Annotated in this window: 22 protein-coding genes; 8 read left to right on the top strand and 14 right to left on the bottom strand. The window is 29.9% G+C overall.

The window, feature by feature from the left end:
• Nucleotides 1–44: 44 nt before the first annotated feature.
• Entirely contained in the window at nt 45–860 is an 816-nt protein-coding gene (lgt, locus tag FBF11_RS01965) for a prolipoprotein diacylglyceryl transferase (protein WP_002854600.1), read from the bottom strand.
• A gap of 89 nt (nt 861–949) precedes the next feature.
• Here lgt and FBF11_RS01960 point away from each other — a divergent pair, with 89 nt between their 5' ends.
• Nucleotides 950–1849 (top strand): membrane lipoprotein lipid attachment site-containing protein, encoded by a 900-nt coding sequence (locus FBF11_RS01960; protein ID WP_052795553.1) that lies wholly within the window; start codon nt 950–952, stop codon nt 1847–1849.
• Between the two features lie 73 nt (nt 1850–1922).
• On the opposite strand, the gene FBF11_RS01955 is transcribed toward FBF11_RS01960, so the two are convergent.
• The 8 genes from FBF11_RS01955 to gatC form a co-directional block, all read right to left on the bottom strand.
• Nucleotides 1923–2711, bottom strand: coding sequence for a shikimate dehydrogenase (locus FBF11_RS01955; RefSeq protein ID WP_052804380.1), 789 nt, complete (start codon nt 2709–2711; stop codon nt 1923–1925).
• Nucleotides 2708–3544 (bottom strand): SPOR domain-containing protein, encoded by an 837-nt coding sequence (locus tag FBF11_RS01950; protein ID WP_002854542.1) that lies wholly within the window; start codon nt 3542–3544, stop codon nt 2708–2710. The genes FBF11_RS01955 and FBF11_RS01950 overlap by 4 nt, the downstream gene beginning before the upstream one ends.
• Nucleotides 3545–3557: 13 nt before the next feature.
• Nucleotides 3558–4103: a DUF1882 domain-containing protein gene (locus FBF11_RS01945; RefSeq protein ID WP_002859481.1), complete on the bottom strand. Its 546-nt coding sequence runs from the start codon at nt 4101–4103 to the stop codon at nt 3558–3560.
• A complete protein-coding gene (locus tag FBF11_RS01940; RefSeq protein ID WP_002869929.1) occupies nt 4100–5344 on the bottom strand; it encodes a serine hydroxymethyltransferase in 1245 nt (414 codons plus the stop codon). Before FBF11_RS01940 ends, FBF11_RS01945 begins: the two co-directional genes overlap by 4 nt.
• Nucleotides 5341–6846 (bottom strand): lysine--tRNA ligase, encoded by a 1506-nt coding sequence (gene lysS, locus FBF11_RS01935; RefSeq protein ID WP_002868698.1) that lies wholly within the window; start codon nt 6844–6846, stop codon nt 5341–5343. Before lysS ends, FBF11_RS01940 begins: the two co-directional genes overlap by 4 nt.
• Complete coding sequence (locus tag FBF11_RS01930) at nt 6847–7320, bottom strand: Fur family transcriptional regulator (protein ID WP_002854230.1); 474 nt, start codon at nt 7318–7320, stop codon at nt 6847–6849.
• A gap of 1 nt (nt 7321) precedes the next feature.
• On the bottom strand, nt 7322–7885 hold the full coding sequence (locus tag FBF11_RS01925) for a CvpA family protein (protein WP_002872089.1): 564 nt from the start codon (nt 7883–7885) through the stop codon (nt 7322–7324).
• Nucleotides 7886–7952: 67 nt separating this feature from the next.
• A complete protein-coding gene (gene gatC, locus FBF11_RS01920; RefSeq protein WP_002858734.1) occupies nt 7953–8237 on the bottom strand; it encodes an Asp-tRNA(Asn)/Glu-tRNA(Gln) amidotransferase subunit GatC in 285 nt (94 codons plus the stop codon).
• Nucleotides 8238–8380: 143 nt separating this feature from the next.
• On the opposite strand from gatC, the gene FBF11_RS01915 reads away from it, so the two are divergent.
• The 7 genes from FBF11_RS01915 to FBF11_RS01885 all read left to right on the top strand — a co-directional run bounded on the left by FBF11_RS01915 (nt 8381) and on the right by FBF11_RS01885 (nt 14546).
• Nucleotides 8381–8959, top strand: a complete 579-nt coding sequence (locus FBF11_RS01915) for a hypothetical protein (RefSeq protein WP_002868696.1) — start codon at nt 8381–8383, stop codon at nt 8957–8959.
• Entirely contained in the window at nt 8956–9954 is a 999-nt protein-coding gene (locus FBF11_RS01910) for a hypothetical protein (protein ID WP_002868695.1), read from the top strand. The genes FBF11_RS01915 and FBF11_RS01910 overlap by 4 nt, the downstream gene beginning before the upstream one ends.
• Nucleotides 9951–10241 (top strand): hypothetical protein, encoded by a 291-nt coding sequence (locus tag FBF11_RS01905; RefSeq protein ID WP_002859475.1) that lies wholly within the window; start codon nt 9951–9953, stop codon nt 10239–10241. The genes FBF11_RS01910 and FBF11_RS01905 overlap by 4 nt, the downstream gene beginning before the upstream one ends.
• A complete protein-coding gene (locus tag FBF11_RS01900; protein WP_002854234.1) occupies nt 10228–10857 on the top strand; it encodes a type III pantothenate kinase in 630 nt (209 codons plus the stop codon). Before FBF11_RS01905 ends, FBF11_RS01900 begins: the two co-directional genes overlap by 14 nt.
• Before the next feature lie 118 nt (nt 10858–10975).
• Nucleotides 10976–12322, top strand: a complete 1347-nt coding sequence (locus FBF11_RS01895; protein ID WP_052797521.1) for an FAD-dependent oxidoreductase — start codon at nt 10976–10978, stop codon at nt 12320–12322.
• Nucleotides 12323–12370: 48 nt separating this feature from the next.
• Nucleotides 12371–13813: a pyruvate kinase gene (gene pyk, locus FBF11_RS01890; RefSeq protein WP_057042208.1), complete on the top strand. Its 1443-nt coding sequence runs from the start codon at nt 12371–12373 to the stop codon at nt 13811–13813.
• Between the two features lie 97 nt (nt 13814–13910).
• Nucleotides 13911–14546 (top strand): hypothetical protein, encoded by a 636-nt coding sequence (locus FBF11_RS01885; RefSeq protein WP_002860276.1) that lies wholly within the window; start codon nt 13911–13913, stop codon nt 14544–14546.
• A gap of 30 nt (nt 14547–14576) precedes the next feature.
• Here the strand turns inward: FBF11_RS01885 and pflB are convergent, their stop codons facing one another.
• Genes pflB through der form a run of 5 tightly spaced genes read right to left on the bottom strand, consistent with a single transcriptional unit; the run spans nt 14577 to nt 21117 of the window.
• The gene (gene pflB, locus FBF11_RS01880; RefSeq protein ID WP_057042209.1) at nt 14577–17039 is read right to left on the bottom strand and encodes a motility protein PflB; all 2463 of its coding nucleotides are present in this window, start codon (nt 17037–17039) and stop codon (nt 14577–14579) included.
• Between the two features lie 9 nt (nt 17040–17048).
• Nucleotides 17049–18284, bottom strand: a complete 1236-nt coding sequence (gene serS / locus FBF11_RS01875) for a serine--tRNA ligase (protein WP_002858681.1) — start codon at nt 18282–18284, stop codon at nt 17049–17051.
• Nucleotides 18285–18294: 10 nt separating this feature from the next.
• On the bottom strand, nt 18295–19254 hold the full coding sequence (gene trpS / locus FBF11_RS01870) for a tryptophan--tRNA ligase (RefSeq protein ID WP_002858719.1): 960 nt from the start codon (nt 19252–19254) through the stop codon (nt 18295–18297).
• Complete coding sequence (locus FBF11_RS01865) at nt 19251–19748, bottom strand: shikimate kinase (RefSeq protein ID WP_002860280.1); 498 nt, start codon at nt 19746–19748, stop codon at nt 19251–19253. The genes trpS and FBF11_RS01865 overlap by 4 nt, the downstream gene beginning before the upstream one ends.
• Nucleotides 19735–21117, bottom strand: a complete 1383-nt coding sequence (der, locus tag FBF11_RS01860; protein ID WP_168977448.1) for a ribosome biogenesis GTPase Der — start codon at nt 21115–21117, stop codon at nt 19735–19737. The genes FBF11_RS01865 and der overlap by 14 nt, the downstream gene beginning before the upstream one ends.
• Nucleotides 21118–21165 lie beyond the last annotated feature (48 nt).

Here is a 21165-nt window from a genome sequence, read left to right as displayed (position 1 = left end):
TAAAAAAATCCATTTCATTATATTACAAAAGTCTTTAAGATAGATTAAATATTTACTTTTTTAAACTTTATACAAATATAAACTAACAAAGCTGTTATAAACATTATAAAACTTAAAATTTGCCCCATACTCATACCCCATAAAACAAAACCTATACCAAAATCAGGCTCGCGATAAAATTCACATATAAATCTTGCCAATGAATAAGCACCAGCATACACAAGAATCAATTCCCCTTGAAAACTTTGCTTAAATCTTGCTAAATAAACTATAATAAAAACAACAATACCTTCTAAAAATGCTTCATAAAGTTGCGATGGATGGCGCAATACTCCATCAACATAAATTCCCCAAGGCACATTTGTAATGCGACCAAAAAGCTCTTGATTTAAAAAATTTCCTATACGACCAAAAACATAAGCCAATGGAACACTTAAAGCAACCAAATCAAGAAAAATCCAAGGATTTGTTTTATATTTTTTGCAAAACAATAAAGTAGCTATCAAAAATCCTATAATTGCTCCATGATAACTCATACCTCGAATACCTACAAATTCACCATTAATATAAGGATTAAAAATTTGCCAAGGATGAGTAATATAATACATAGTATTTGCATCATAAATCAAAATATATCCAAGCCTTGCACCTAAAATAACCCCTATTTCAACCCATATAAAATAACTATCCAAATGTTTTTCATTAATGTCTAGTTGAAATTTTCTTACAAAAAATTTAGCCAAAAGCAAAGCCAAAAGCAAAGCTATAACATACATAATGCCATACCAATGCACCTTTAAACCAAAGATGCTAAAAGCTATAACATTAAAATTTGAATAAATATGCTGCCAAAATTCCATATATCTTTCCTAATTTTCTTTTATAAAAATATAACAAAAAAACTTTAACTTGCTATAATTAACACAAACACATTAAATAAAGGTAAAAAATGAAAAAATATATTTTACTTGCTAGTAGTATGTTAATTTTAGCAGCTTGTGGGGGTACAAGCAGTAATTTTGTCAATGTTTCTATGCCAAATTTTAAACCCCAAGTTCCAACAAAGGTTGAACCTATTGATTCTGGAGTAAGCATTGCTCTTGAGCCTATTAATATAGAACAAAATAACAATTATTCTGATTATTTTGAAAATTCAGTGCTTAAAATTCGCATAGAAAAAGAAATTGATCTTTTAAAACAAAATTTAGAAGAGCAGATCAAAACCATCGCTCAACTAAAAGGCTATAAAACAGTTACTACTAATCCAGACTACACTCTTAAAAGTTCAATCAGTATTTATACGGAAGAAAAAAATGCACAAAAAACAAGCAATTTTATGAGTGGAGATTATGTAAAATCCAATTTAGGTATAAATTTTAAAGGTAAAATAGATTTTATAGATGCACACAATCCACAAAATTCAACCAATCTTTCAAGCAGCACCAAACTAGATTCTTTAGTTACGCTTAACTATCCTATTAAAAATGATGATGGGGTTAATATGTTTAAAACTACTATCTCCACCGTACCAACTCAACTCAATAAAGGTTTAGAGCAACCTGCTTTTGAAATTGATAAAAGTTTTTTAGCTTTTTATAAAAATACATTAAATACACTTTATAACAATCTACCAAAAGCAACAGACATAGGCAAAACTATACCTAATACAAACAGTGGTTTTAATAGTTTTGATGGCGATGCTACCTTTGAAGAAAGCTTACCTCAAACAAATTCTAATCAAAATAATACAATTGAAAACACACCTACACAAAATATTCCTACAAATCCATCTTCAACAAATCAAAATAATCAAAGTAAAAATCAAGATGGGGTAGAAATATTTGAATAATAAAACTTGTGAGAAAATTAAACTTTCTCACACAAAAAATAAGTTTTTCTTATGCAAAAAAATAACTATCATTCTACTTTAAAATCAATGCCTGTTGCATTGCATTTTTTATCATCTCTCTTTTATCTCGTATTTCAAAAAAAAGCTCAAAAGCAAAAACCCCTTGCCATAAAAGCATACCAAGTCCATCTTTAATTTTTAAATGATACTCTTTACACAATCTATAAAAAGGTGTTTCTCTGCTATAAATTACCTCAAAAGCAAATTTAGCTTTAGGTAAAATTCTATCTAAAAGCTCTCTATCACAAGGTAAATTTTCATCTTTTAATCCAGCAGAAGTTGAATTTACAACCAAATCAAAGTCAAAATCTTGCAAGTTTTTATAAAGATAAGTTGGATAAGCTAAAAAATCTTTAAATCTTTCTTTACTACGATTAGCTATATACACTTCTACGCCCTTTTGTTTTAATGCATAAGCAAGCGCCAAAGCTGTACCTCCGGCACCCAAAATCAAAGCTTTTTTTATATTATCAAAATCCTTAATAGCTTCTAAAAAACCTAAAGCATCAGTATTATAAGCGTAAATTTTATCTTCTTTTAAGCATAAAGTATTTGCAGAGCCAATATTTCTAGCAAAATCATCCTTCACATCAGCAATATCTAAAGCTTTTTCCTTAAAAGGCAAAGTAATATTAGCTCCACTAAGTCCTAATTTAAAAAAATCTTCTCTTAAACAGTTAGCATTTCTTAAATGATAGCGTGTATAAATGCTATCAAGTCCTAAGGCTTTGATGGCATTATTATGCATTCTAGGCGATTTAGAGTGAGAAATAGGATCGCCTATAACTGCTAAAAATTTCATTTTAAAGTAAAAGAAAAAGCATCTTTTGCAATATCCTTACGGATTTTAGCAAGTTCTGCTGCAATATCTGCCTTTTCAAATGGTCCTATTAAAACCTTGGTAATTTCTTTACCTCCAACTGTAGTTTTATAAAGTTTATAATCATAACCTTTTTGTTTTACAGAAGCAAGTTCTTTTGATTTTTGATCCAAATTACTTACTGAGAAAATTTGCACATAAATACCCGATGCTAAACCACTTGGATGTACAGGTTTAGCATCAACATTTTTAAATAAATCATTTGCATTTTGTTCTTTTTTAGGGATTTGTTTTGTACTTTCTTTTTCTTTTTTTACAGCTGTTTGTTTTTTTGCTTCTTCTTTAGGTTTTGCAGTTTGTGTTACTTCTTGTTTAGGAGTACTTGCTTGTGGAGTGGTATTTTCTGAAGTAGTTGCTGTGGGTTCTGCTGGAACTTCTTGATCAGGCATAGCAAAATTTGTAGTATCATTGTTATTTGAACTAGAGGTTGTTGTATTTTGAGTTGTATTTTGTTCATCTTGAAATTGTTTTCTTAATGCCTCAAATTGATCTTCTGCTGAAGTATTATCTGTAATTGGCATACTTTCAAAAGAAGTATCATTGTTATTGTCTTGAGTTGCTATAGGTTCACTTGGCAATACACTTTGATTTTGCGTATTTTCATCACCACTACCATTAATAAGCTTCATAACTATCATGATAGCTAAAAACAAAATAACTAAAGCAATAACTCGTAAAAGAATTTTTTTTACTTTTTCACTTTTATTACTTTTTTCTAAAATAATATCATCAAATTCATTTTTTTGATTTTCCATAATTTGTCCTTTCTTACATATGCTTAGACCAAGAACTTCCTCGTTCTTTTTGATAAACCTCATAAGGCAATATTAAAATATTAAATTCCCTAGGTACATCCATACTAGGAAACACCTTCCATTCTACTGGCATTTTACTTGCAAACATCATTGAAAGTTTAGACGCTAAAGAATAACCTTCGTTTAACGCCGTGTGTCCTTTGTGAATATAAAGATGTAAATGTCCTGGAGTTTTAGTCTTATAGGCTGTGAAATTTATAAAACCTTCTTCTCTTAAAATAAGTTGTGCACGGTGATAAAATCTTTCAGCATTAAAACCATTATAATCAAAGACAATATTTTCTACTTTATTATCTTTTGTTATTAAATCATGAGCGACAACAATTTTTTTAGCAGCGTGTTCTCTCATGACATTTAAATTTAAAGGAGCATCAACTCTTTCAAATTTATCAAAAAATAAGCGACCTCTATGTGTAATTTTATTTACAATTTTATCGCGTCTTATATAATAATGATCGCCAATTATTTTAATTAGCGACATATCCATTGGTGAAATCAAAACATAGCCCTTTCATAAATAATAAAATTACTTGCAAGTTTTTTTAATTCTTGTTTAATATTCTCTTGTAATTTTTCATTATTAATATCATCTAAAATATCTGCAATATAATTTGACACAATTTCCATTTCTTTTTCTTTAAAACCTCTGGCAGTAAGCGCTGGAGTTCCAAGTCTTAATCCACTTGTGATAAAAGGACTTCTAATCTCTCCTGGAACGGTATTTTTATTTGCAGTAATACCTGCATTTCCAAGAGCTAAATCTGCATCTTTTCCACTAAATTCACGATCTAAAAAACTCATTAAAACAAGGTGATTATCCGTTCCATCGCTAACAAGTTTAAATTTTCTATCCATTAAAACATTAGCTAAAACTTGAGCATTGGTTCTTACTTGTTTTGCATAAACTTTCCACTCATCGCTAAGATTAAATTTAAATCCTACTGCTTTTGCAGCAATTACATGCATCAAAGGACCACCTTGAATACCTGGAAAAATGGCAGAATTAATTTTTTTAGCAAGCTCTTCATCATTTGTCATAATAATACCACCTCTTGGACCACGCAAAGTTTTATGTGTGGTTGAGCTTACTACATGAGCGTGCGGAAAAGGACTTGGATGCTCGCCTGCCACAACAAGACCTGCAATATGTGCTATATCAGCAAAAAGATAGGCGCCTACTTCATCAGCGATTTCTCTAAATTTAGCAAAATCAATCACTCTTGCATAAGCACTAGCTCCACAAACTATTAATTTTGGCTTTTCTTTTTTAGCAATTTCTCTTACTTTTTCATAATCAATTCTTCCATCAAGTTCTACGCCGTAAAAACAACTTTCGTACATTTTACCCGAAGAACTTACTTTTGCACCATGAGTTAAATGTCCACCATGACTTAAATCCATTCCTAAAATTTTATCACCTGGATTAATCAAAGCCGCATAAACACCTTGATTAGCTTGAGAACCTGAATTAGGCTGAACATTAGCAAATTTACAATTAAAAAGTTTTTTACATCTTTCAATAGCTAGAGTTTCAATCTCATCAACAAATTCACAACCACCATAATATCTTTTACCTGGATAACCTTCTGCGTATTTGTTCGTCAAGATACTTCCCATAACTTCCATTACTTCAGGTAAAGTGAAATTTTCACTCGCTATCATTTCAAGACCTTCGCATTGACGCTCTAACTCTTTGTTTGTTAAATCAAAAATTTCTTTATCAAACATTTCTAAACTCATTCTTTCTCCTTTAGTTCTGATTTTAATGGACGCATTGCAGGAAACAATATCACATCTCGAATAGATTTTTTATTTGTCAAAAGCATAACAAGTCTATCTATGCCTATACCCTGCCCTGCCGTTGGAGGCATTCCATAACCCAAAGCATTTACAAAATCTTCATCCATTTCGCAAGCCTCTTCATCGCCTGCATTTTTAGCTTCAATTTGTTTTAAAAATCTCTCATATTGATCAAGAGGATCATTAAGCTCATTAAAACCATTTGCCAATTCTCTTCCACAAATAAACAACTCAAATCTCTCAGCAATCTGAGAATCCTCATCGCTACGTCTTGATAAAGGACTTATGGAAATAGGAAAATCAATCACAAAAGTAGGATTGATCAATTTTTCTTCCACATAATTATCAAAAAGTTCAGCTTGTAAATGTCCAAGTTCAAGCTTTTCATTCGCTTCAAAACCATCTACTTTTAATTTAGTAAGAATTTTTTCCTTATCTTCGATTAAATCCCTATCCAAACCACCATATTTACAAAGTGCATCTTTGTAAGTAATTCTTTCAAAAGGTTTAGAAAAATCTATCATTTTTCCATCAAATTCTATTGTTTTTCCCAAATTAAGTTTATCTAAAAGCAAAGCAAAAAGTTCTTCAGTTAAATCCATTAAATCTTTATAATTATGATAAGCCCAATAAAATTCTATAGTTGTAAATTCGGGATTATGAGTTAAATCCATACCTTCGTTTCTAAAACAACGATTGATTTCAAAAACTGCCTCAAAACCACCCACTACAAGTCTTTTAAGATAAAGTTCTGGAGCAATTCTTAAAAATCTTTCTACGCCTAAAGAATTGTGAAAAGTTACAAAAGGCTTAGCGTTTGCTCCACCTGCAATCGGATGCATCATAGGAGTTTCTACTTCTAAAAAGCCTTTATTTTCAAAAAAATGACGAATCAAACTCACCACTTTAGAACGCACTAAAAAATCTTTTCTAACTTCTGCATTCATTATCATATCAACATAACGTTTACGATATCTTTGTTCAATATCTGTTAATCCATGATATTTTTCAGGTAAAGGAACAATAGCTTTTGTAGCGAGTTTTACTTCACTTGCATGCAAACTAAACTCACCTGTTTTAGTTACAAAAGGAAAACCTTTAGCCAAAACAATATCACCTACTTCTAAATTCTTTTTCAAAATCGCATAAAGTTCTTCACCTACGCTATCTTTACTAAAATAAATTTGTAAATTTGTATCCTCATCTTCAATGTTTGCAAAAATCGATTTCCCAGCTATACGCAAAAGTTTCAAACGTCCTGCAACAACAGCATTGACACTTTCATCTCTTTTTTCAACTTGCTCTAAAATATAAGAAAATTTATCCTTAAAAGTCTTTAAAGACATTTCTTTTTCTAAAAAATGAGGATAAGGATTGATCCCTAAATTTTTTAATTCCTTAGCTTTTTCTATTCTTTGCTGCTCTAAAATATTATCAAACATTTATATTTTTACCTTTGCTTTTTGATTATTACAATCACCACAAACACCATAAAGCTGCATCAAATGCCCTGTAAGTTTAAAACCATGTTCTTTTGCAATCAAGGCTTGCTGTCTTTCTATAATAGGATTTTCAAATTCTATAATTTTTCCGCAATTTTTACATATCATATGATCATGGTGAGGTTTATTGGCAAGCTCGTATTTTTTACCTGCCGAACCAAAAGAAATGGAAGTTACCATTTCTGCTTCTTCAAGCAAATTTAAAGTACGATAAACAGTTGCAATTCCTACATTTAAATCAGGTTCAGCTTGTTTGATTTCCATATATAAACTTTCGGGTGTGTAATGAGTATCACTGTGATAAAGAGTTTTTAAAAGCACTTCTCTTTGCTTAGTATATTTAAGTCCGCCTTGTCTTAATATTTTTTTAAACCTCTCAAGTAAAACATCATATTCCACATTTTCTATCAGCATATCACTCCCCTTTTTGAGTATTGTTTAAATCACTTACAATATCTTGCAACTTTTCATTAGCATGATCTAGACTATTTTCTGTTAAAGGTTGATTCATAATAAAAGATCCAGTTTCTTTAAGCAAATTCAAAGTATAGCTATTTTTAGCAAAATTATCTAATTTATCATTTAAAAAATCGATTCTTGCTACACAAAAAACCAAAATTGCAAAAATTAAAAAGATTTTTGCTCCGCCAAATATAAAGCCACCAATACGATCTAAAAAACCTAGGCCACTTAATTTAATCAACTTAGAAAGAAAATTACCCACCAATAAACAAACTATCCAAAAAATAATTAATATGGCCAAAAATCCAGCAAATCCAGCTAAGCTTTGATTTTCTATCTTATAAAAAGTACTTTGTATAAATTCAGCTGCTTGAGTTGCATATTTTGAAGCAATAAAAACACCACCAATAATACCCAAAAGTCCAAAAATTTCTTTTATCAAACCATTGATAATACCCTTAAGCCCTAAAAGCAAGGTAAATCCTAAAATAAAAGCATCAAACCAATAAAAATTCATTTCAATCACTCTCTGATTTTTTTTGTTTTAAATTTATTCTACAAATAAGCACTAAATGCTAAGTTAATCATTCTATGATTTTAGGAACAACAAAAAAATGTTCTTGTTTTTTTGGAGCACAATCTAAAACCTCATCAATAACATTGCTATTTCTTATCTCATCAATCCTCAAAGGAGCTCCACCTTTTATAGTACTCACAGTAATCTCTTGGGAATCTAAATCAAGTTCGTTTAATTTTTCAACAAAATTCACAATTTCACTTAACTGTGCAATGGTTTCATTTCTGTTTTTTGTTATTTGTAAAGCACTTAATTTTTCAAGCTTGCTTAATAATTTCTCATCTATTTGCATTTCTTAAACCTTAATAAAAAAGTTAAAATTTTGAAAATTATATCATAAAAAGCTTTAAATTGTTTAGGATATTTTGCAATTTATATGATACAATATCATAATTTTTCTATACAAAAATAAAAATATTTTTTCAAGGATAAATTTTGGGACTAAAAGATAATTTAAAAGCTGTTAAAAATGAACTTAACACAGAAGAACAATTTATAGAAAATTTTATCAAAGGAGAGAGATTTATACGCAAGTATAAATTTTATATATCTGCTGTTGTGATAATTTTAGTTGCTTGGTTTGCTGGAAATTTTATAATCTCAAAAATAAACAATTATAAAACAAAAGAAGCAAATGAAATTTATGCCAATCTAATACAAGATCCTAGCAATAAAAATCTTTTAGAACAACTTAAAAATAAAAATACTAATCTTTACACTATCTTTTTACTAAAAGAAAATATTAATGATCTTAATAATACAGCCTTTCAAAATGAACTAAAACAAATTTATAATAATGCTCAAACAAACACTTTACTTAAAAATATTATTGCATTATCTTTAGGAGATAAATCAATATTTTTAAAAAATTATGATAAATTATTAGAAGCTTACAAACTTTTAGAGCAAAATAAAATCGAAGAAGCTAATGTTTTACTTTCTCAGATAAAAGAAAATTCAAGTTTAAATCAAATAGCTAAAAACCTCAAACATTATCAAGGCATTACACAATGAAAAAAATATTTTTAACACTATTTTGTTTAATATTTCTATGTGCTTGTGGCACCAAAAGACAATATTTTGAACCAAAACAAACCGATGGAGATTTAAGTCATAATAGCAATTTAAAAAGTAAAATCGTTGATTGGAATCTAGTTTCTGCAAAACTTAGCAATAATACAGCTATCTTAAAAAATAATATCTCCATAGACAAGTTTAAACTTCCTAAAAATTATATGCTTCTAGCTTATCAAGATGGGGAATATTTTACTGCAGATAATAATGGAAATTTAAAAATTTTTGACAATTCTTATAATGAAATTTATAATTTTCAATTTGACGCTAGTGTTGTAGGAGTAGCTTCTAATGGAGATGATTTAGCCCTTGTACTTGCAAACAATACTATAGTTCTTGCAAATCGTTCTTTGGGTATTAAATTTAGTCAAACCCTAACCTCAGCTCCAGCTCAAGACAGTCGTACCGCTAATCCTATATTTTTAGACAATATCATCGTATATCCAACGCTAGATGGCAAAATTTTAATTCTTTCAAGAAGCAATCTTCAAGTCATTAAAGATGTGGTTATTTCAGCAGAAAATTTTTTCAACAATGTAATCCATCTAAGTGTAATCGGAGATAAACTTATAGCAGCAACAGCTAAAAAAATCATTGTTGTAAGCCCTGCTAGAACTCTTTATCTTGACGCTGACATAAAAGATGTTGCACTTAGTGATGATGGTATTTTTATACTAGAAAAAGATGGCACTATTATTAAAACTGATTATAACTTAAGAAAAATTGCAGAAAAAAAATTTGAATTTGCTATTTTTGTAAAAAGCAATATATACAATAATTATTTATATATTTTTGAAAAAACAGGCTATCTTATCAAAATGAATCTAAATTTAGATAATACACAAGTATTTAAACTTTCAGAAGCTGTTGATAAAATTTCTTTCATGGGGAATGGTAAATTTTACTACGGAGATAAAATTTTAGATTTGCTATGATAAAAATTTTAGAACAAACAATAAAGTCTTTAAAATTAAATTTAAAGCCCTATGACTTAAGTATGTTGACTAGAAAAAAAAGTTATATTTGTGCTAAAGATCAAAATAACATTCTTTTTATGTATACAGGAAAAACAAAATTTTTAATGAAAGATGCCTTATTTTTAGAAAATCTAGCACAGCAAATTAACATAAATAACAAATATTTTTTTAGTATGGCTTCTCTTTGCTCTAAAGCAAAAAATCATCTAGAAATGAAAGGATTTAATATCTATGTTGCTCTGTGATATTGGGAATTCAAATGCTAATTTCCTAGATGATAACAAATATTTTACTCTTAGTATAGATCAGTTTTTAGAATTTAAAAATGAACAAAAAATTTTTTATATCAATGTCAATGAACATCTCAAAGAACATTTAAAAAATCAAAAAAATTTTATCAATCTTGAACCTTATTTTTTATTTGATACAATTTATCAAGGATTAGGAATCGATCGCATAGCAGCTTGTTATACTATTGAAGATGGGGTTGTTGTAGATGCAGGTAGTGCTATTACAATTGATATTATTTCTAATTCTATACATCTTGGTGGTTTTATCTTGCCAGGTATTGCAAATTATAAAAAAATTTATAGCCATATTTCACCGCGATTAAAAAGTGAATTTAATACTCAAGTTAGTCTTGATGCATTCCCGCAAAAAACCATGGATGCTTTAAGTTATGGTGTTTTTAAAGGAATTTACCTACTGATAAAAGATGCCGCTCAAAATAAAAAGCTTTATTTCACTGGTGGAGATGGGCAATTTTTAGCAAATTATTTCGATCACGCAATTTATGATAAACTTTTAATCTTTCGAGGAATGAAAAAGATTATAAAAGAAAATCCCAATTTACTTTATTAAAAATGTTACAAAAATTCTCATTGATATCAAACCTTAATGAAATTTAACTTTTTGTAAAACAAATTCAATTAAACTTCTATTTAGAAAAAAGTTTATTAAAATAAAAAAAGGAAAAACAATGAGCCAACAAGAATTTGATGTGCTTGTCATCGGAGCTGGAATTTCAGGAGCAGCATTATTTTACGAGCTTGCAAGATATACAAATATTAAAAATATTGCTTTGATAGAAAAATATAATACAGCTGCAACATTAAATTCTAAGGGAACGAGTAATTCTCAAACCATTCATTGTGGAGATATTGAAACCAATTATACTTTAGAAAAAGCGCGAAAAGTAAAAAGAACAGCTGATATGATAGTTAAATATGGACTCATGCAAAATGCGCAAAATAATTTCATGTTTTCTCATCAAAAAATGGCTCTAGCTGTTGGAGATATAGAATGTGATTATATGAAAAAACGCTATGAAGAATTTAAAGAACTTTATCCTTATATAAAATTTTTCAATAAAACAAAAATCAAACAAATTGAACCCAAAGTTGTTTTAGGAGAAGATTGCAATCAAGATAGACCTGAAAATATCTGCGCCATGGGTGTTGAAAGTGGCGAGGTTTTTACAACTGTAGATTTTGGGAAAATGAGCATAAATCTAATAGAACAAGCACAAAAACAAAATAAAAATACTTTCGTTGCCTTTAATCAAGAAATTATTCACATAGAAAAAAAAGATGATATTTTTATATTAAAAACCTCAAATCATCAAGAATACCATGCCAAAAGCGTAGTTGTCAATGCTGGGGCGCACTCTTTATATTTAGCACATAAAATGAACTTAGGTATGGATAAGTCTTGTTGGCCTGTTGCAGGAAGTTTTTATTTAACCAAACAAAAACTTTTAAATGGCAAGGTTTATATGGTGCAAAATCCTAAACTTCCATTTGCAGCTCTTCATGGAGATCCTGATTTGCTTGCTGATATGAACACTCGCTTTGGACCTACTGCACTTGTTATTCCAAAACTAGAACGTTATCATGGTCTAAAATCAGTTCCAGAATTTTTTGAAGCACTAAAACTTGATAAAACTGTTTTAAAAGTAACTTTTAATATGTTTAAAGATGCAACAATTAGAAATTACATCTTTTATAATTATCTTTTTGAACTACCTTTTATTGATAAAAGCTTATTTGTTAAAGATGCCAAAAAAATAGTCCCAAGTCTTAAAGCAAGCGATATTTATTATGCGAAAGGTTTTGGAGGCGTAAGACCACAAGTTATTGATAAAACTAAAGGAGAATTAATGCTAGGTGAAGCAAGCATCACAGAAACCCCTGGTATTATTTTCAATATGACTCCAAGTCCTGGGGCAACAAGTTGTTTAGGAAATGCTGAAAGAGATGCAAAGCTTATATGTAATTACCTAGGAATGGAATTTAACGAAGATAAATTTTCTTCAGAATTATTGTAATCATTTTGTTTCTATTTTTAGCTACAATAATTTCAAAAGGAGTTTACCATGCTTAAAAAAACAAAAATTGTAGCCACAGTAGGTCCAGCAAGTGAAAAGGAAGAAATTCTACGCCAAATGATTATCAATGGTGTAAATGTTTTCCGTTTAAACTTTTCTCATGGAACACATGAGTATCATAAAAAAAACTTAGATACCATAAGAAGAGTAGCTAAAGAATTGCATACTCGTATTGGAATTTTACAAGACATTAGTGGTCCTAAAATTCGTACAAGTGAACTTAAAGAACCATTTGAATTAAAAAAGGGTGATAGACTTGATTTTTATCGTGAAACAATTTTAGGGGAGAAGATTGCTCAAAATCATTATAAAATCAGTATTAATCAAAAATCTATTTTAGATATGTTAAAAATTGATGAATATATTTATCTATATGATGGATCAATTCGTGCTAAAGTAGAAAACATAGATGATCAAAAAATTGAAACCATTATAGAAAATGATGGTTTTTTAAACTCAAATAAAGGTATTAATTTTCCGAATACTAAAATCAATATTGATGTTATTACACAAAAAGATAAAAATGATTTACTTTGGGGTATAAAAAATGAAGTAGATTTTTTAGCAATATCTTTCGTACAAAATGCGCACGATATTGATGAAGTTCGTGAAATTTTAGCACAAAATAACGCAAAAATATCTATTTTTGCAAAAATTGAAAAATTTGATGCAGTAGAAAATATTGATGAGATTATTAAATCTAGCGATGGTATAATGGTTGCAAGAGGAGACTTAGGTATTGAGGTACCTTATTATAAAGTTCCTAATATCCAAAAAGAAATCATACAAAAAGCAAACAATGTCTCTAAGCCTGTTATTACTGCGACTCAGATGCTTTTTTCATTAGCCAAAAGCAAAACCGCCACAAGAGCTGAAATTTCAGATGTTGCAAATGCTGTTTTAGATGGAACAGATGCAGTAATGCTAAGTGAAGAAAGTGCCGTTGGTATAGATCCTGCAAACGCTGTTGATATAATGTGCCAAACTATAATAGAAACAGAAAAACGCTATCCATATAACAAATTTAATGATTTTAATGATTTAGACAATACAGATAAAATCATGCGTTCTTCAGCTCATCTTGCAACAGATCTTAACGCTGATGCTATTTTTTCTTTAACAAGTAGCGGAAAATCTGCTATTAAGATTGCGAGATATCGTCCAAATATAGAAATCATAGCAGTAGGGCATTCTGAAAAAACCTTAAACTCTTTAAGTATAGTTTGGGGAGTTAATCCTGCGATCTTGGTTAACAAAAGTAATGAACTTACAGAATTATTAAAAGACTCTGTAAGATCAAGTGTTGAAAAAGGTTTTATGGATGAAGATAAATGCTATCTTCTAACTGCAGGCTTTCCAACAGGAGTAGAAGGTACTAGCAATCTTATCCGCATTCTCAATAAAGAGCAAATTGCTTATTATCTACAATAAAACATTAAATTCCTTTGAAAATAAGGAATTTAATGTCCTTATAAATTTTTTAAGTCAAAAGTCGATATAAACTAAAGCCTCACATAAAGGAGCAAATATGCAAGTGAATACTTTTTCAAATATCGCTAGCATGGCACAAACACAAGTTAGCAATAAGAAGGCAGATGATGCTAAGGAAAACACAAAAGACAAAAATGTTCAAAGTGCTAATTCTAGCAAGGATGTAGATAAAAATACCCTTGAAAAATTAAATGCACTTGGTGGAAAAGGCATTACACAAATTTACCTAGTTCAGTTTCAACAGCAAACAATGAATGCTGTAATAGGTTCGAGCAATGCCCAAACTGGACTAGATAGTCTTTTAAATGGTGCCAATTTAGATACTGCGAAATCTATACTTACAAATATTGATTTTGCATCCTTAGGCTACAGTGGCAAAAATCCACTTGATATGAATACAGATGAACTTCAACAACTTGTAAGTGAAGATGGTTTTTTTGGAGTGGAAAATACAGCCAATCGCATCGCGGATTTTGTTATTAAAGGCGGTGGCGATGATGTTGAAAAATTAAAAAAAGGTCTTGAAGGTATGAAAAAAGGATTTGAGCAAGCAGAAAAAATGTGGGGTGGAGAACTTCCTCAAATCAGTCAAGATACAATAGATGCGGCACTTAAAAAAGTTAGCGATCGCATCGATGAACTAGGCGGAAAAACTCTAGATCTTCAAGCTTAACTAAAAATGCTTAGAAATTTCTAAGCATTTTTAGTTGTTATTAATATCAAAAGTAAAAAATTCACTCTTAAAATTATTAGGTAAAGTTTTATACTGAGATATCGCAGCTTCATAGTTCTTTACTTCTTGATACAACATACCAAGAGCTGCTTTACTCTCTTTGTTATTTTTATCTGTAAGTTTAGAAAGCTGCAAAAGCGCTATAGCTGAATTTGGATTATTTGCACCTACGGCTGCTACGGCTGCTAAAAATAAAGTTTTAGTATCTTTAGCTCCATAATCATCAATCAAAGAATTATAAAGCGCATAAGCCTCCTCGTATTGCTGTGCAAAAATATCCAAATAAGCTAAAGTTTGTAAAATACCCTCATCTTTTGCTCCTGAAACATTAATCAACTCTTTAAATTTCTGTCTTTCTAAATTTAAAAGCCCTGCAATATGCATTAAATTAACATAAAATTCCCTAGCTATATTTGGCCCACCAAAAACACTACGATAATCAAGTTTTAAATTTTTAAAATGAATTTGAGCATTTTGAGCATATTCTTTAATATTTAAATTTGAATTTAAAGAATTAAAATACAAAATATTTGCCAAAATATCTTCAGGCAACTCTGAACGTAATTTAGCAATTTTCACATCTACTTGATTATTAAGGTTATTATTTTTAGCAACAATAGCTTCAAAAATCAAACTCAAAGGCGTATCTTTTTTTGTTTCATCTAAATAAGGAAGCATAGAAATATAATTATTATTAACTAAAAATAACATACTTTTTTGCATATTAGCTTTAAAATTAGAATCAGCAGCTATATTATCAAGAATTTCATTGTAAAGTTTAGTTGTATCAATATCAATTAATTTTGCACAAAACATAGCAAAAGCACCTGCTAAGTAATTTTTAGGATTAAGATGATATGAACTTGAAAAATGCTTATAAGCAAGTTCATAATTTTGCATTTGGGCATAAGTTAAAGCCAAATTATAATGTAAAATACTATGTTCTGGATAATCCTTGATAAGTTTTTGAAATTCTTGGTTAGCAAGGCGTAACTTCTGATTTAATGCATAGTTAATAATATTGGCAATTTTTACATTGGTAGATGAAAGAGCCTTGCTTATATTAAGATAAATTCCCACATCAGTACTATCATCAACGAAATCTGTAACATTAGCTTTTTTAATATATAAAGCAGCCTGCTTACTATCAAAAACCTGATAAGGTGCAAAATAAAAAAGCAAATCGAATTGATCTTTTTGTTTTTTTAGCAAATCTTTTGAAAAAGAATTTTGAGCAACTGCTATATTAAAAAGATCCTTATTTAAACGAACTTGAATTTTATAAGTATCTAAAATCTTATATCTATCTTTATCGTTATCATAAGAATTTTGCAAGCGCGCTAACATATCTTGATAATTTCCTGTTTTAATATCAACCAATGTTAAAGCCGCCAAACTCTGATTAAAATCTCTTTCAATTTTCATCGCTGTACTTAAAGCGACTTTAGCTTTAGCATATTCTCCTATTCTAGCGTATAAAAGACCTAAAGATAAACTAGATTCAAAATTGCCTTGAGAATTTAATTGCTGTATAGCCTTGGAATCAAAGTCCATTTTTGCATAAATTTTAGCAGACAAATACTTTGCAACATCAGAATACGGCTCCACATCTGTTCTTTGTAACATTTGTAAGGCCTCAGGGTAATATCCTTTGTAATAATTAATCAAGCTTAAATAATAATCATATAATTTTGATTTTCCTTCTTTTGGAAGATACACTTGAGCTAAATCAATATAATATCTAAATTTTTCCTTATCATTAAGCTTTAAAGCACAAACAGCAGCATTGATAGCAGCTACACTTTGATTTTCTCCATTGGCTATAGCTTTCTTGAAGCTTTCAAAAGCTTCTTGGAATTTATTCTCATTCATTTGAGAAACGCCTAAATTATAATTAGATAAAGATTCATTATATACGGCAACTTGCTCATAAACTTTTAAAGCCTGTTCAACCTCACCCTTTAAATATAAAGCATTTGCTTTTTGGATCATACCATCAATTCTTTGCATATCATTGTATTTATATGATTCATCAGGCATAATAACAGGTTGTTCTAAAGGCTTAGAAGCTATAATATCTGGTTTAATTTTTCCTTCACTAAAAGTTAAATAAAAAAGTGTAAAAACTAAAATACAAATAATCCCCAAAGATAAACCCACAAGAGACATAAACTTACGATCTTTATACCAAGGCGTAGGCTCTTGACTTTCAACTTCTTCAAAAGTTGATACATCTTCAGGCGCACTTTCTCTTGTAAATTTAAAACCACTTTCACTATTTTCTTGAGGTAATTCTTCTGGCAATGATGCAAATTCTTCATCTTCTGGAGCTTGCCCCTCTTGCCCTTTAAATCCCTCTAAACTCTCATCAAGTCTTGGTTGATTTAAGCCATCTTCGGGTTTTTCTAGTATTATATCTTCTTGTTCAGCCATCTATACTCTTTAAAAATATTTTTTCAAAACATCAGGAATATGAATTTTTCCTTCTTTATCTTGATAATTTTCCATAATCGCTACCAAGGTTCTTCCTACTGCCAAAGATGAGCCATTAAGAGTGTGGACGAGTTCATTTTTTCCTTGTTCGTTTTTATAGCGAATTTTAGCGCGTCTTGCTTGAAAATCACGACAATTTGAAACCGAGCTGATCTCACGATATTTATTCTGTCCTGGAAGCCACACTTCAAGATCTACAGTTTTTGCTGCACTAAAACCCAAATCTCCAGTGCAAAGCATCAAATGTCTATGCGCTAAACCTAAAGAACTCAGCAAATCACTTGCACACTCAAGCATTTCATTAAACACACTATCACTTTGCTCAGGTTTAGTGATACTTACAAGCTCTACTTTTTCAAACTGGTGTTGTCTTATAATACCCCTTGTATCACGCCCTGCACTGCCTGCTTCTTTTCTAAAACAAGCGCTATAACAAGTCATTTTTATAGGTAAAGTTTCACTCGCTAAAATTTCTCCGCTGTAAAGATTGGTTACTGGAATTTCAGAAGTTGAGATCAAATACAAATCCTCATCATCTACCTTATACATATCTTCTTTAAATTTTGGCAACTGACCCGTCCCAAACATAGTAGCACCATTTACCAAAAAAGGTACATTAACAAATTCAAATCCACGACTTCTATTAAAATCTATCATATAATTTACCAAAGCACGGCTTAATAAAGCTCCTTCATTTTTAAGCACACAAAAACGACTTTGTGAAATTTTTACCCCACGCATAAAATCAAGCCAATTTAAACTCTCGCCTAATTCAAAATGTTCTTTTGGAGTAAAATCAAAGCTAGGTGGATTTAAAACTTTTTTAAGCTCCACATTTTCATTTTCATCTTCACCCACAGGCACACATTCATCAGGGATATTTGGGATGGCATGAGCGATTTCCTCAAGCTCATTTTCTAAAGCATTTACTTTAGCGCTTTGCTCATTAATTTTGCTTTTATTTTCGCTTAATTTTGCTTTTAAACTTTCTTTATCTTCGGCTGTAGCAAGCTCTTTACTGAATTTATTTTGAAAAGCTTGAAATTCTTCCAAGGCTATTTTTTCTTTTTTTAAACTTGCAAAAAGTTCAGCAAGTTTTTTTAAGATATTTTCATCAACTTTTTTATTTTTTAACTTTTTAGCCACTTCATCAAAATTATTTTGCAAATTTTTTAAATCTAGCATTTTCTACTCCTTAAAGTCCGATTTTTTCATAAATTTTTTGCATTTTTTCTTGGGCGATTTTTCTTGCTTTTGTCGCACCAAAATCCAAAATTTCTTTCAAATGCGAAGGCTTTTCTAAAAGCTCATTATATTTTTCTCTTGCTTCTTTAAAATAAGCATTTACAAGCTCGTTTAAATATATTTTAAAATGTCCATAACCCTCACCACCTTTTTCATAGCGTATTTGTAATTCTTTTTGCCCTGATTCATCTAAAAAAAGCTTTGCGATTTTAAAAATATTGCAGTTTTCATGATCTTTTGGATCTTCTAAAGCGGTACTATCTGTAACTATGGAAGAAATTTGTTTTTTTAAGGTTTTTTCACTGCTAAAAATATCTATAGTATTTTGATAAGATTTACTCATTTTTGCTCCATCAGTACCCACAACCACAGCTACTTCTTCATTAACTCTCGCTTCTGGAAGGGTAAAAATTTCACCCCATTCATTATTAACTTTTAAAGCAATATCGCGTGCGATTTCAACATGCTGGATTTGATCTTTTCCTACAGGGACAATTCGTGTATCAAAAAGTAAAATATCTGCCGCCATTAAAACAGGATAAGAAAAAAGCCCATGTGAAGCACTAAGTCCCTTAGCAACTTTATCCTTGTAACTATGTGCACGCTCTAATAAACCCATAGGAGTAAATTGCGATAAAATCCAATAAAGCTCCATAACTTCCTTAACATCACTTTGCAACCAAAAAACGCTTTTTTGAGGATCTATACCAAGGCTTAAAAAAGCCGCAGCAGCTTTTAAGGAATTTTGTTTAAGTTTTTCTCCATCTTGAGAAGAAGTCATGGCATGATAATTAGCAATAAACATAAACATTTGGCTTTTTTCTTGTGCATCTACCATTTGCTTAATCGCACCAAAATAATTACCTATATGCAAATCGCCACTTGGCTGAAGGCCTGTTAATACTCTCATTTTATCACCTTTTTAATCTCGCTTAAAAGCTCATCTATATTTTTATTTTCTATATTTAAAATAAAATTTGCCTTTTGTTCATACTTGCTTAAACGCTCATTATATAATTTTTTTGCTTTAATTTCATCATAAAATAAAGGTCTTTTAGAAATTTCATCTTTGTCTAAACGCTTTTTTAAATATTCAAAATCTGCTTTTAAATAAATACAAAAACCTGCTTTTTCTAAATTTGAAACATTAACAAAACCCCCACCTGTAGCAATACAAGCTTTCTCACAAGAACTAAAAAAATCAGCCATTTTTTGCTCTTGTTCTCTAAAAAAATTTTCCCCTTTTTGTTCAAAAATTTCACTGACTTTTTGATTAAATTTTTGTTCTATTAAAAAATCACTATCTAAAAAAACAAGATCTAAATCCTTAGCTAAAGCTCTTGCTAAAGTGCTTTTTCCAGAACCCATAAATCCTATAAAAACGATATTTTTAGCTTTCATCATTTTCTTTACTGCCCTTTTTACGCGAAGCAATCACTAAAGGCACACCTTCAAAATTAAATTCTTTTCTGATTTGATTTTGTAAATAACGCTTATAGCTAAAATGCAAGGCCTTAGGACGATTCATAATAAGTGCAATTTTTGGCGGTGCTAAGTCATATTGTACTGCATAATAAATTTTAACCAATTTCCCATAATCATGCGGCAAAGGATGTGCTCTTGTGGCATTTTCTATCAAGGTATTAAGCTTAGAAGTTTGGATTTTTTGAGTGAAATTTTCAAAAATTTGCAAAATTTTATCGAGTAAAACATGCACCCTTTTTCCACTTAAAGCTGATACGCTAATCACGGGTGCGTAAGCTAGAAATTTAAAACGATCAAGACGCAATTCTTTTACAGTCTTATCAAAATCCATCTCACTTTTATCCCATTTATTTAAAACAATAATCACACCCAAATAATGCTTAGCCACAAGCCCAGCAATGCGTTCATCAAGCTCGTTAAAGCCCTCATGCGCATCTAAAACCAAAAGTGCTATTTGAGAATGAGATAAAATTTTTTCCGTGCGATTTAGGGCAAAGCGTTCGAGTCCTTGAATTTTACCCCTTTTTCTAATACCTGCAGTATCAACAAATTCTATCACTTTATCTTTATGAACTACACTTTCATTAACAGGATCTATAGTAGTTCCTGCAATAGAACTTACAACACTGCGTTCTTGTTTAACCAAAGCATTTAAAAGACTTGATTTTCCAACATTTACACGCCCTACAATACCCACTCTGATATGATTTTGATCGACTTCTTTAAATTGAAATTCTTTTCCTTCTTCATAATACTCTAAAAAATCTTCTAAATTTTCTTCTTCATCGGGGATTAAAAACTCTTCATGTAAAAATTTTTCAAGCCATTCATAAAGTTCATCTAAGCCTACATTATGGGTTACTGAAAGATTAAAGATTTCCTTTACGCCAAAATTTTCAAACTCCCAAGCCCTTTCTTCATCTTTTTTATTATCTACTTTATTAATCACTAAGGCTATAGGTTTTCCAAGTTTTTTTAAAGAATAAAAAAACTGTCTATCCTCATCATCAGGCGCTAATTTCCCATCAACTAGATAAAGTATGATATCGCTTTCTTTAGCTACTTTTAAAGTGTTTTTTTTCACATTTTTAAAAAGTTCATCACTTTCATCAAGCCCTCCACTATCAATAAGCATGGCTTTTTTTGAATGAATATGAATTTGCGTTTTATTTGTATCTCTAGTTGTGCCTGAAATATCACTTGTAATAGCTATTCTTTGTCTTGCCATTCTATTAAAAAGGCTTGATTTTCCCACATTTGGCTTACCTATAAGTATAATGCTTTGCATTTTTTTCCTAGAAAATTATATTTTTAAAATTATATAAAATTTGGCTTA

The sequence above is a fragment of the Campylobacter sp. CFSAN093224 genome, from assembly GCF_012897395.1.
GTDB lineage: Bacteria > Campylobacterota > Campylobacteria > Campylobacterales > Campylobacteraceae > Campylobacter_D > Campylobacter_D jejuni.
This window is presented reverse-complemented; position numbering and strand designations above follow the sequence as displayed.

What these genes read in the sequence shown, in the direction of transcription:
- lgt (WP_002854600.1), bottom strand. Translation starts at nt 860, where the DNA reads ATGGAATTTTGGCAGCATATTTATTCAAATTTTAATGTTATAGCTTTT.
- FBF11_RS01960 (WP_052795553.1), top strand. Translation starts at nt 950, where the DNA reads ATGAAAAAATATATTTTACTTGCTAGTAGTATGTTAATTTTAGCAGCT.
- FBF11_RS01955 (WP_052804380.1), bottom strand. Translation starts at nt 2,711, where the DNA reads ATGAAATTTTTAGCAGTTATAGGCGATCCTATTTCTCACTCTAAATCG.
- FBF11_RS01950 (WP_002854542.1), bottom strand. Translation starts at nt 3,544, where the DNA reads ATGGAAAATCAAAAAAATGAATTTGATGATATTATTTTAGAAAAAAGT.
- FBF11_RS01940 (WP_002869929.1), bottom strand. Translation starts at nt 5,344, where the DNA reads ATGAGTTTAGAAATGTTTGATAAAGAAATTTTTGATTTAACAAACAAA.
- lysS (WP_002868698.1), bottom strand. Translation starts at nt 6,846, where the DNA reads ATGTTTGATAATATTTTAGAGCAGCAAAGAATAGAAAAAGCTAAGGAA.
- FBF11_RS01930 (WP_002854230.1), bottom strand. Translation starts at nt 7,320, where the DNA reads ATGCTGATAGAAAATGTGGAATATGATGTTTTACTTGAGAGGTTTAAA.
- FBF11_RS01925 (WP_002872089.1), bottom strand. Translation starts at nt 7,885, where the DNA reads ATGAATTTTTATTGGTTTGATGCTTTTATTTTAGGATTTACCTTGCTT.
- gatC (WP_002858734.1), bottom strand. Translation starts at nt 8,237, where the DNA reads ATGCAAATAGATGAGAAATTATTAAGCAAGCTTGAAAAATTAAGTGCT.
- FBF11_RS01910 (WP_002868695.1), top strand. Translation starts at nt 8,956, where the DNA reads ATGAAAAAAATATTTTTAACACTATTTTGTTTAATATTTCTATGTGCT.
- FBF11_RS01905 (WP_002859475.1), top strand. Translation starts at nt 9,951, where the DNA reads ATGATAAAAATTTTAGAACAAACAATAAAGTCTTTAAAATTAAATTTA.
- FBF11_RS01900 (WP_002854234.1), top strand. Translation starts at nt 10,228, where the DNA reads ATGTTGCTCTGTGATATTGGGAATTCAAATGCTAATTTCCTAGATGAT.
- FBF11_RS01895 (WP_052797521.1), top strand. Translation starts at nt 10,976, where the DNA reads ATGAGCCAACAAGAATTTGATGTGCTTGTCATCGGAGCTGGAATTTCA.
- pyk (WP_057042208.1), top strand. Translation starts at nt 12,371, where the DNA reads ATGCTTAAAAAAACAAAAATTGTAGCCACAGTAGGTCCAGCAAGTGAA.
- FBF11_RS01885 (WP_002860276.1), top strand. Translation starts at nt 13,911, where the DNA reads ATGCAAGTGAATACTTTTTCAAATATCGCTAGCATGGCACAAACACAA.
- pflB (WP_057042209.1), bottom strand. Translation starts at nt 17,039, where the DNA reads ATGGCTGAACAAGAAGATATAATACTAGAAAAACCCGAAGATGGCTTA.
- serS (WP_002858681.1), bottom strand. Translation starts at nt 18,284, where the DNA reads ATGCTAGATTTAAAAAATTTGCAAAATAATTTTGATGAAGTGGCTAAA.
- trpS (WP_002858719.1), bottom strand. Translation starts at nt 19,254, where the DNA reads ATGAGAGTATTAACAGGCCTTCAGCCAAGTGGCGATTTGCATATAGGT.
- FBF11_RS01865 (WP_002860280.1), bottom strand. Translation starts at nt 19,748, where the DNA reads ATGATGAAAGCTAAAAATATCGTTTTTATAGGATTTATGGGTTCTGGA.
- der (WP_168977448.1), bottom strand. Translation starts at nt 21,117, where the DNA reads ATGCAAAGCATTATACTTATAGGTAAGCCAAATGTGGGAAAATCAAGC.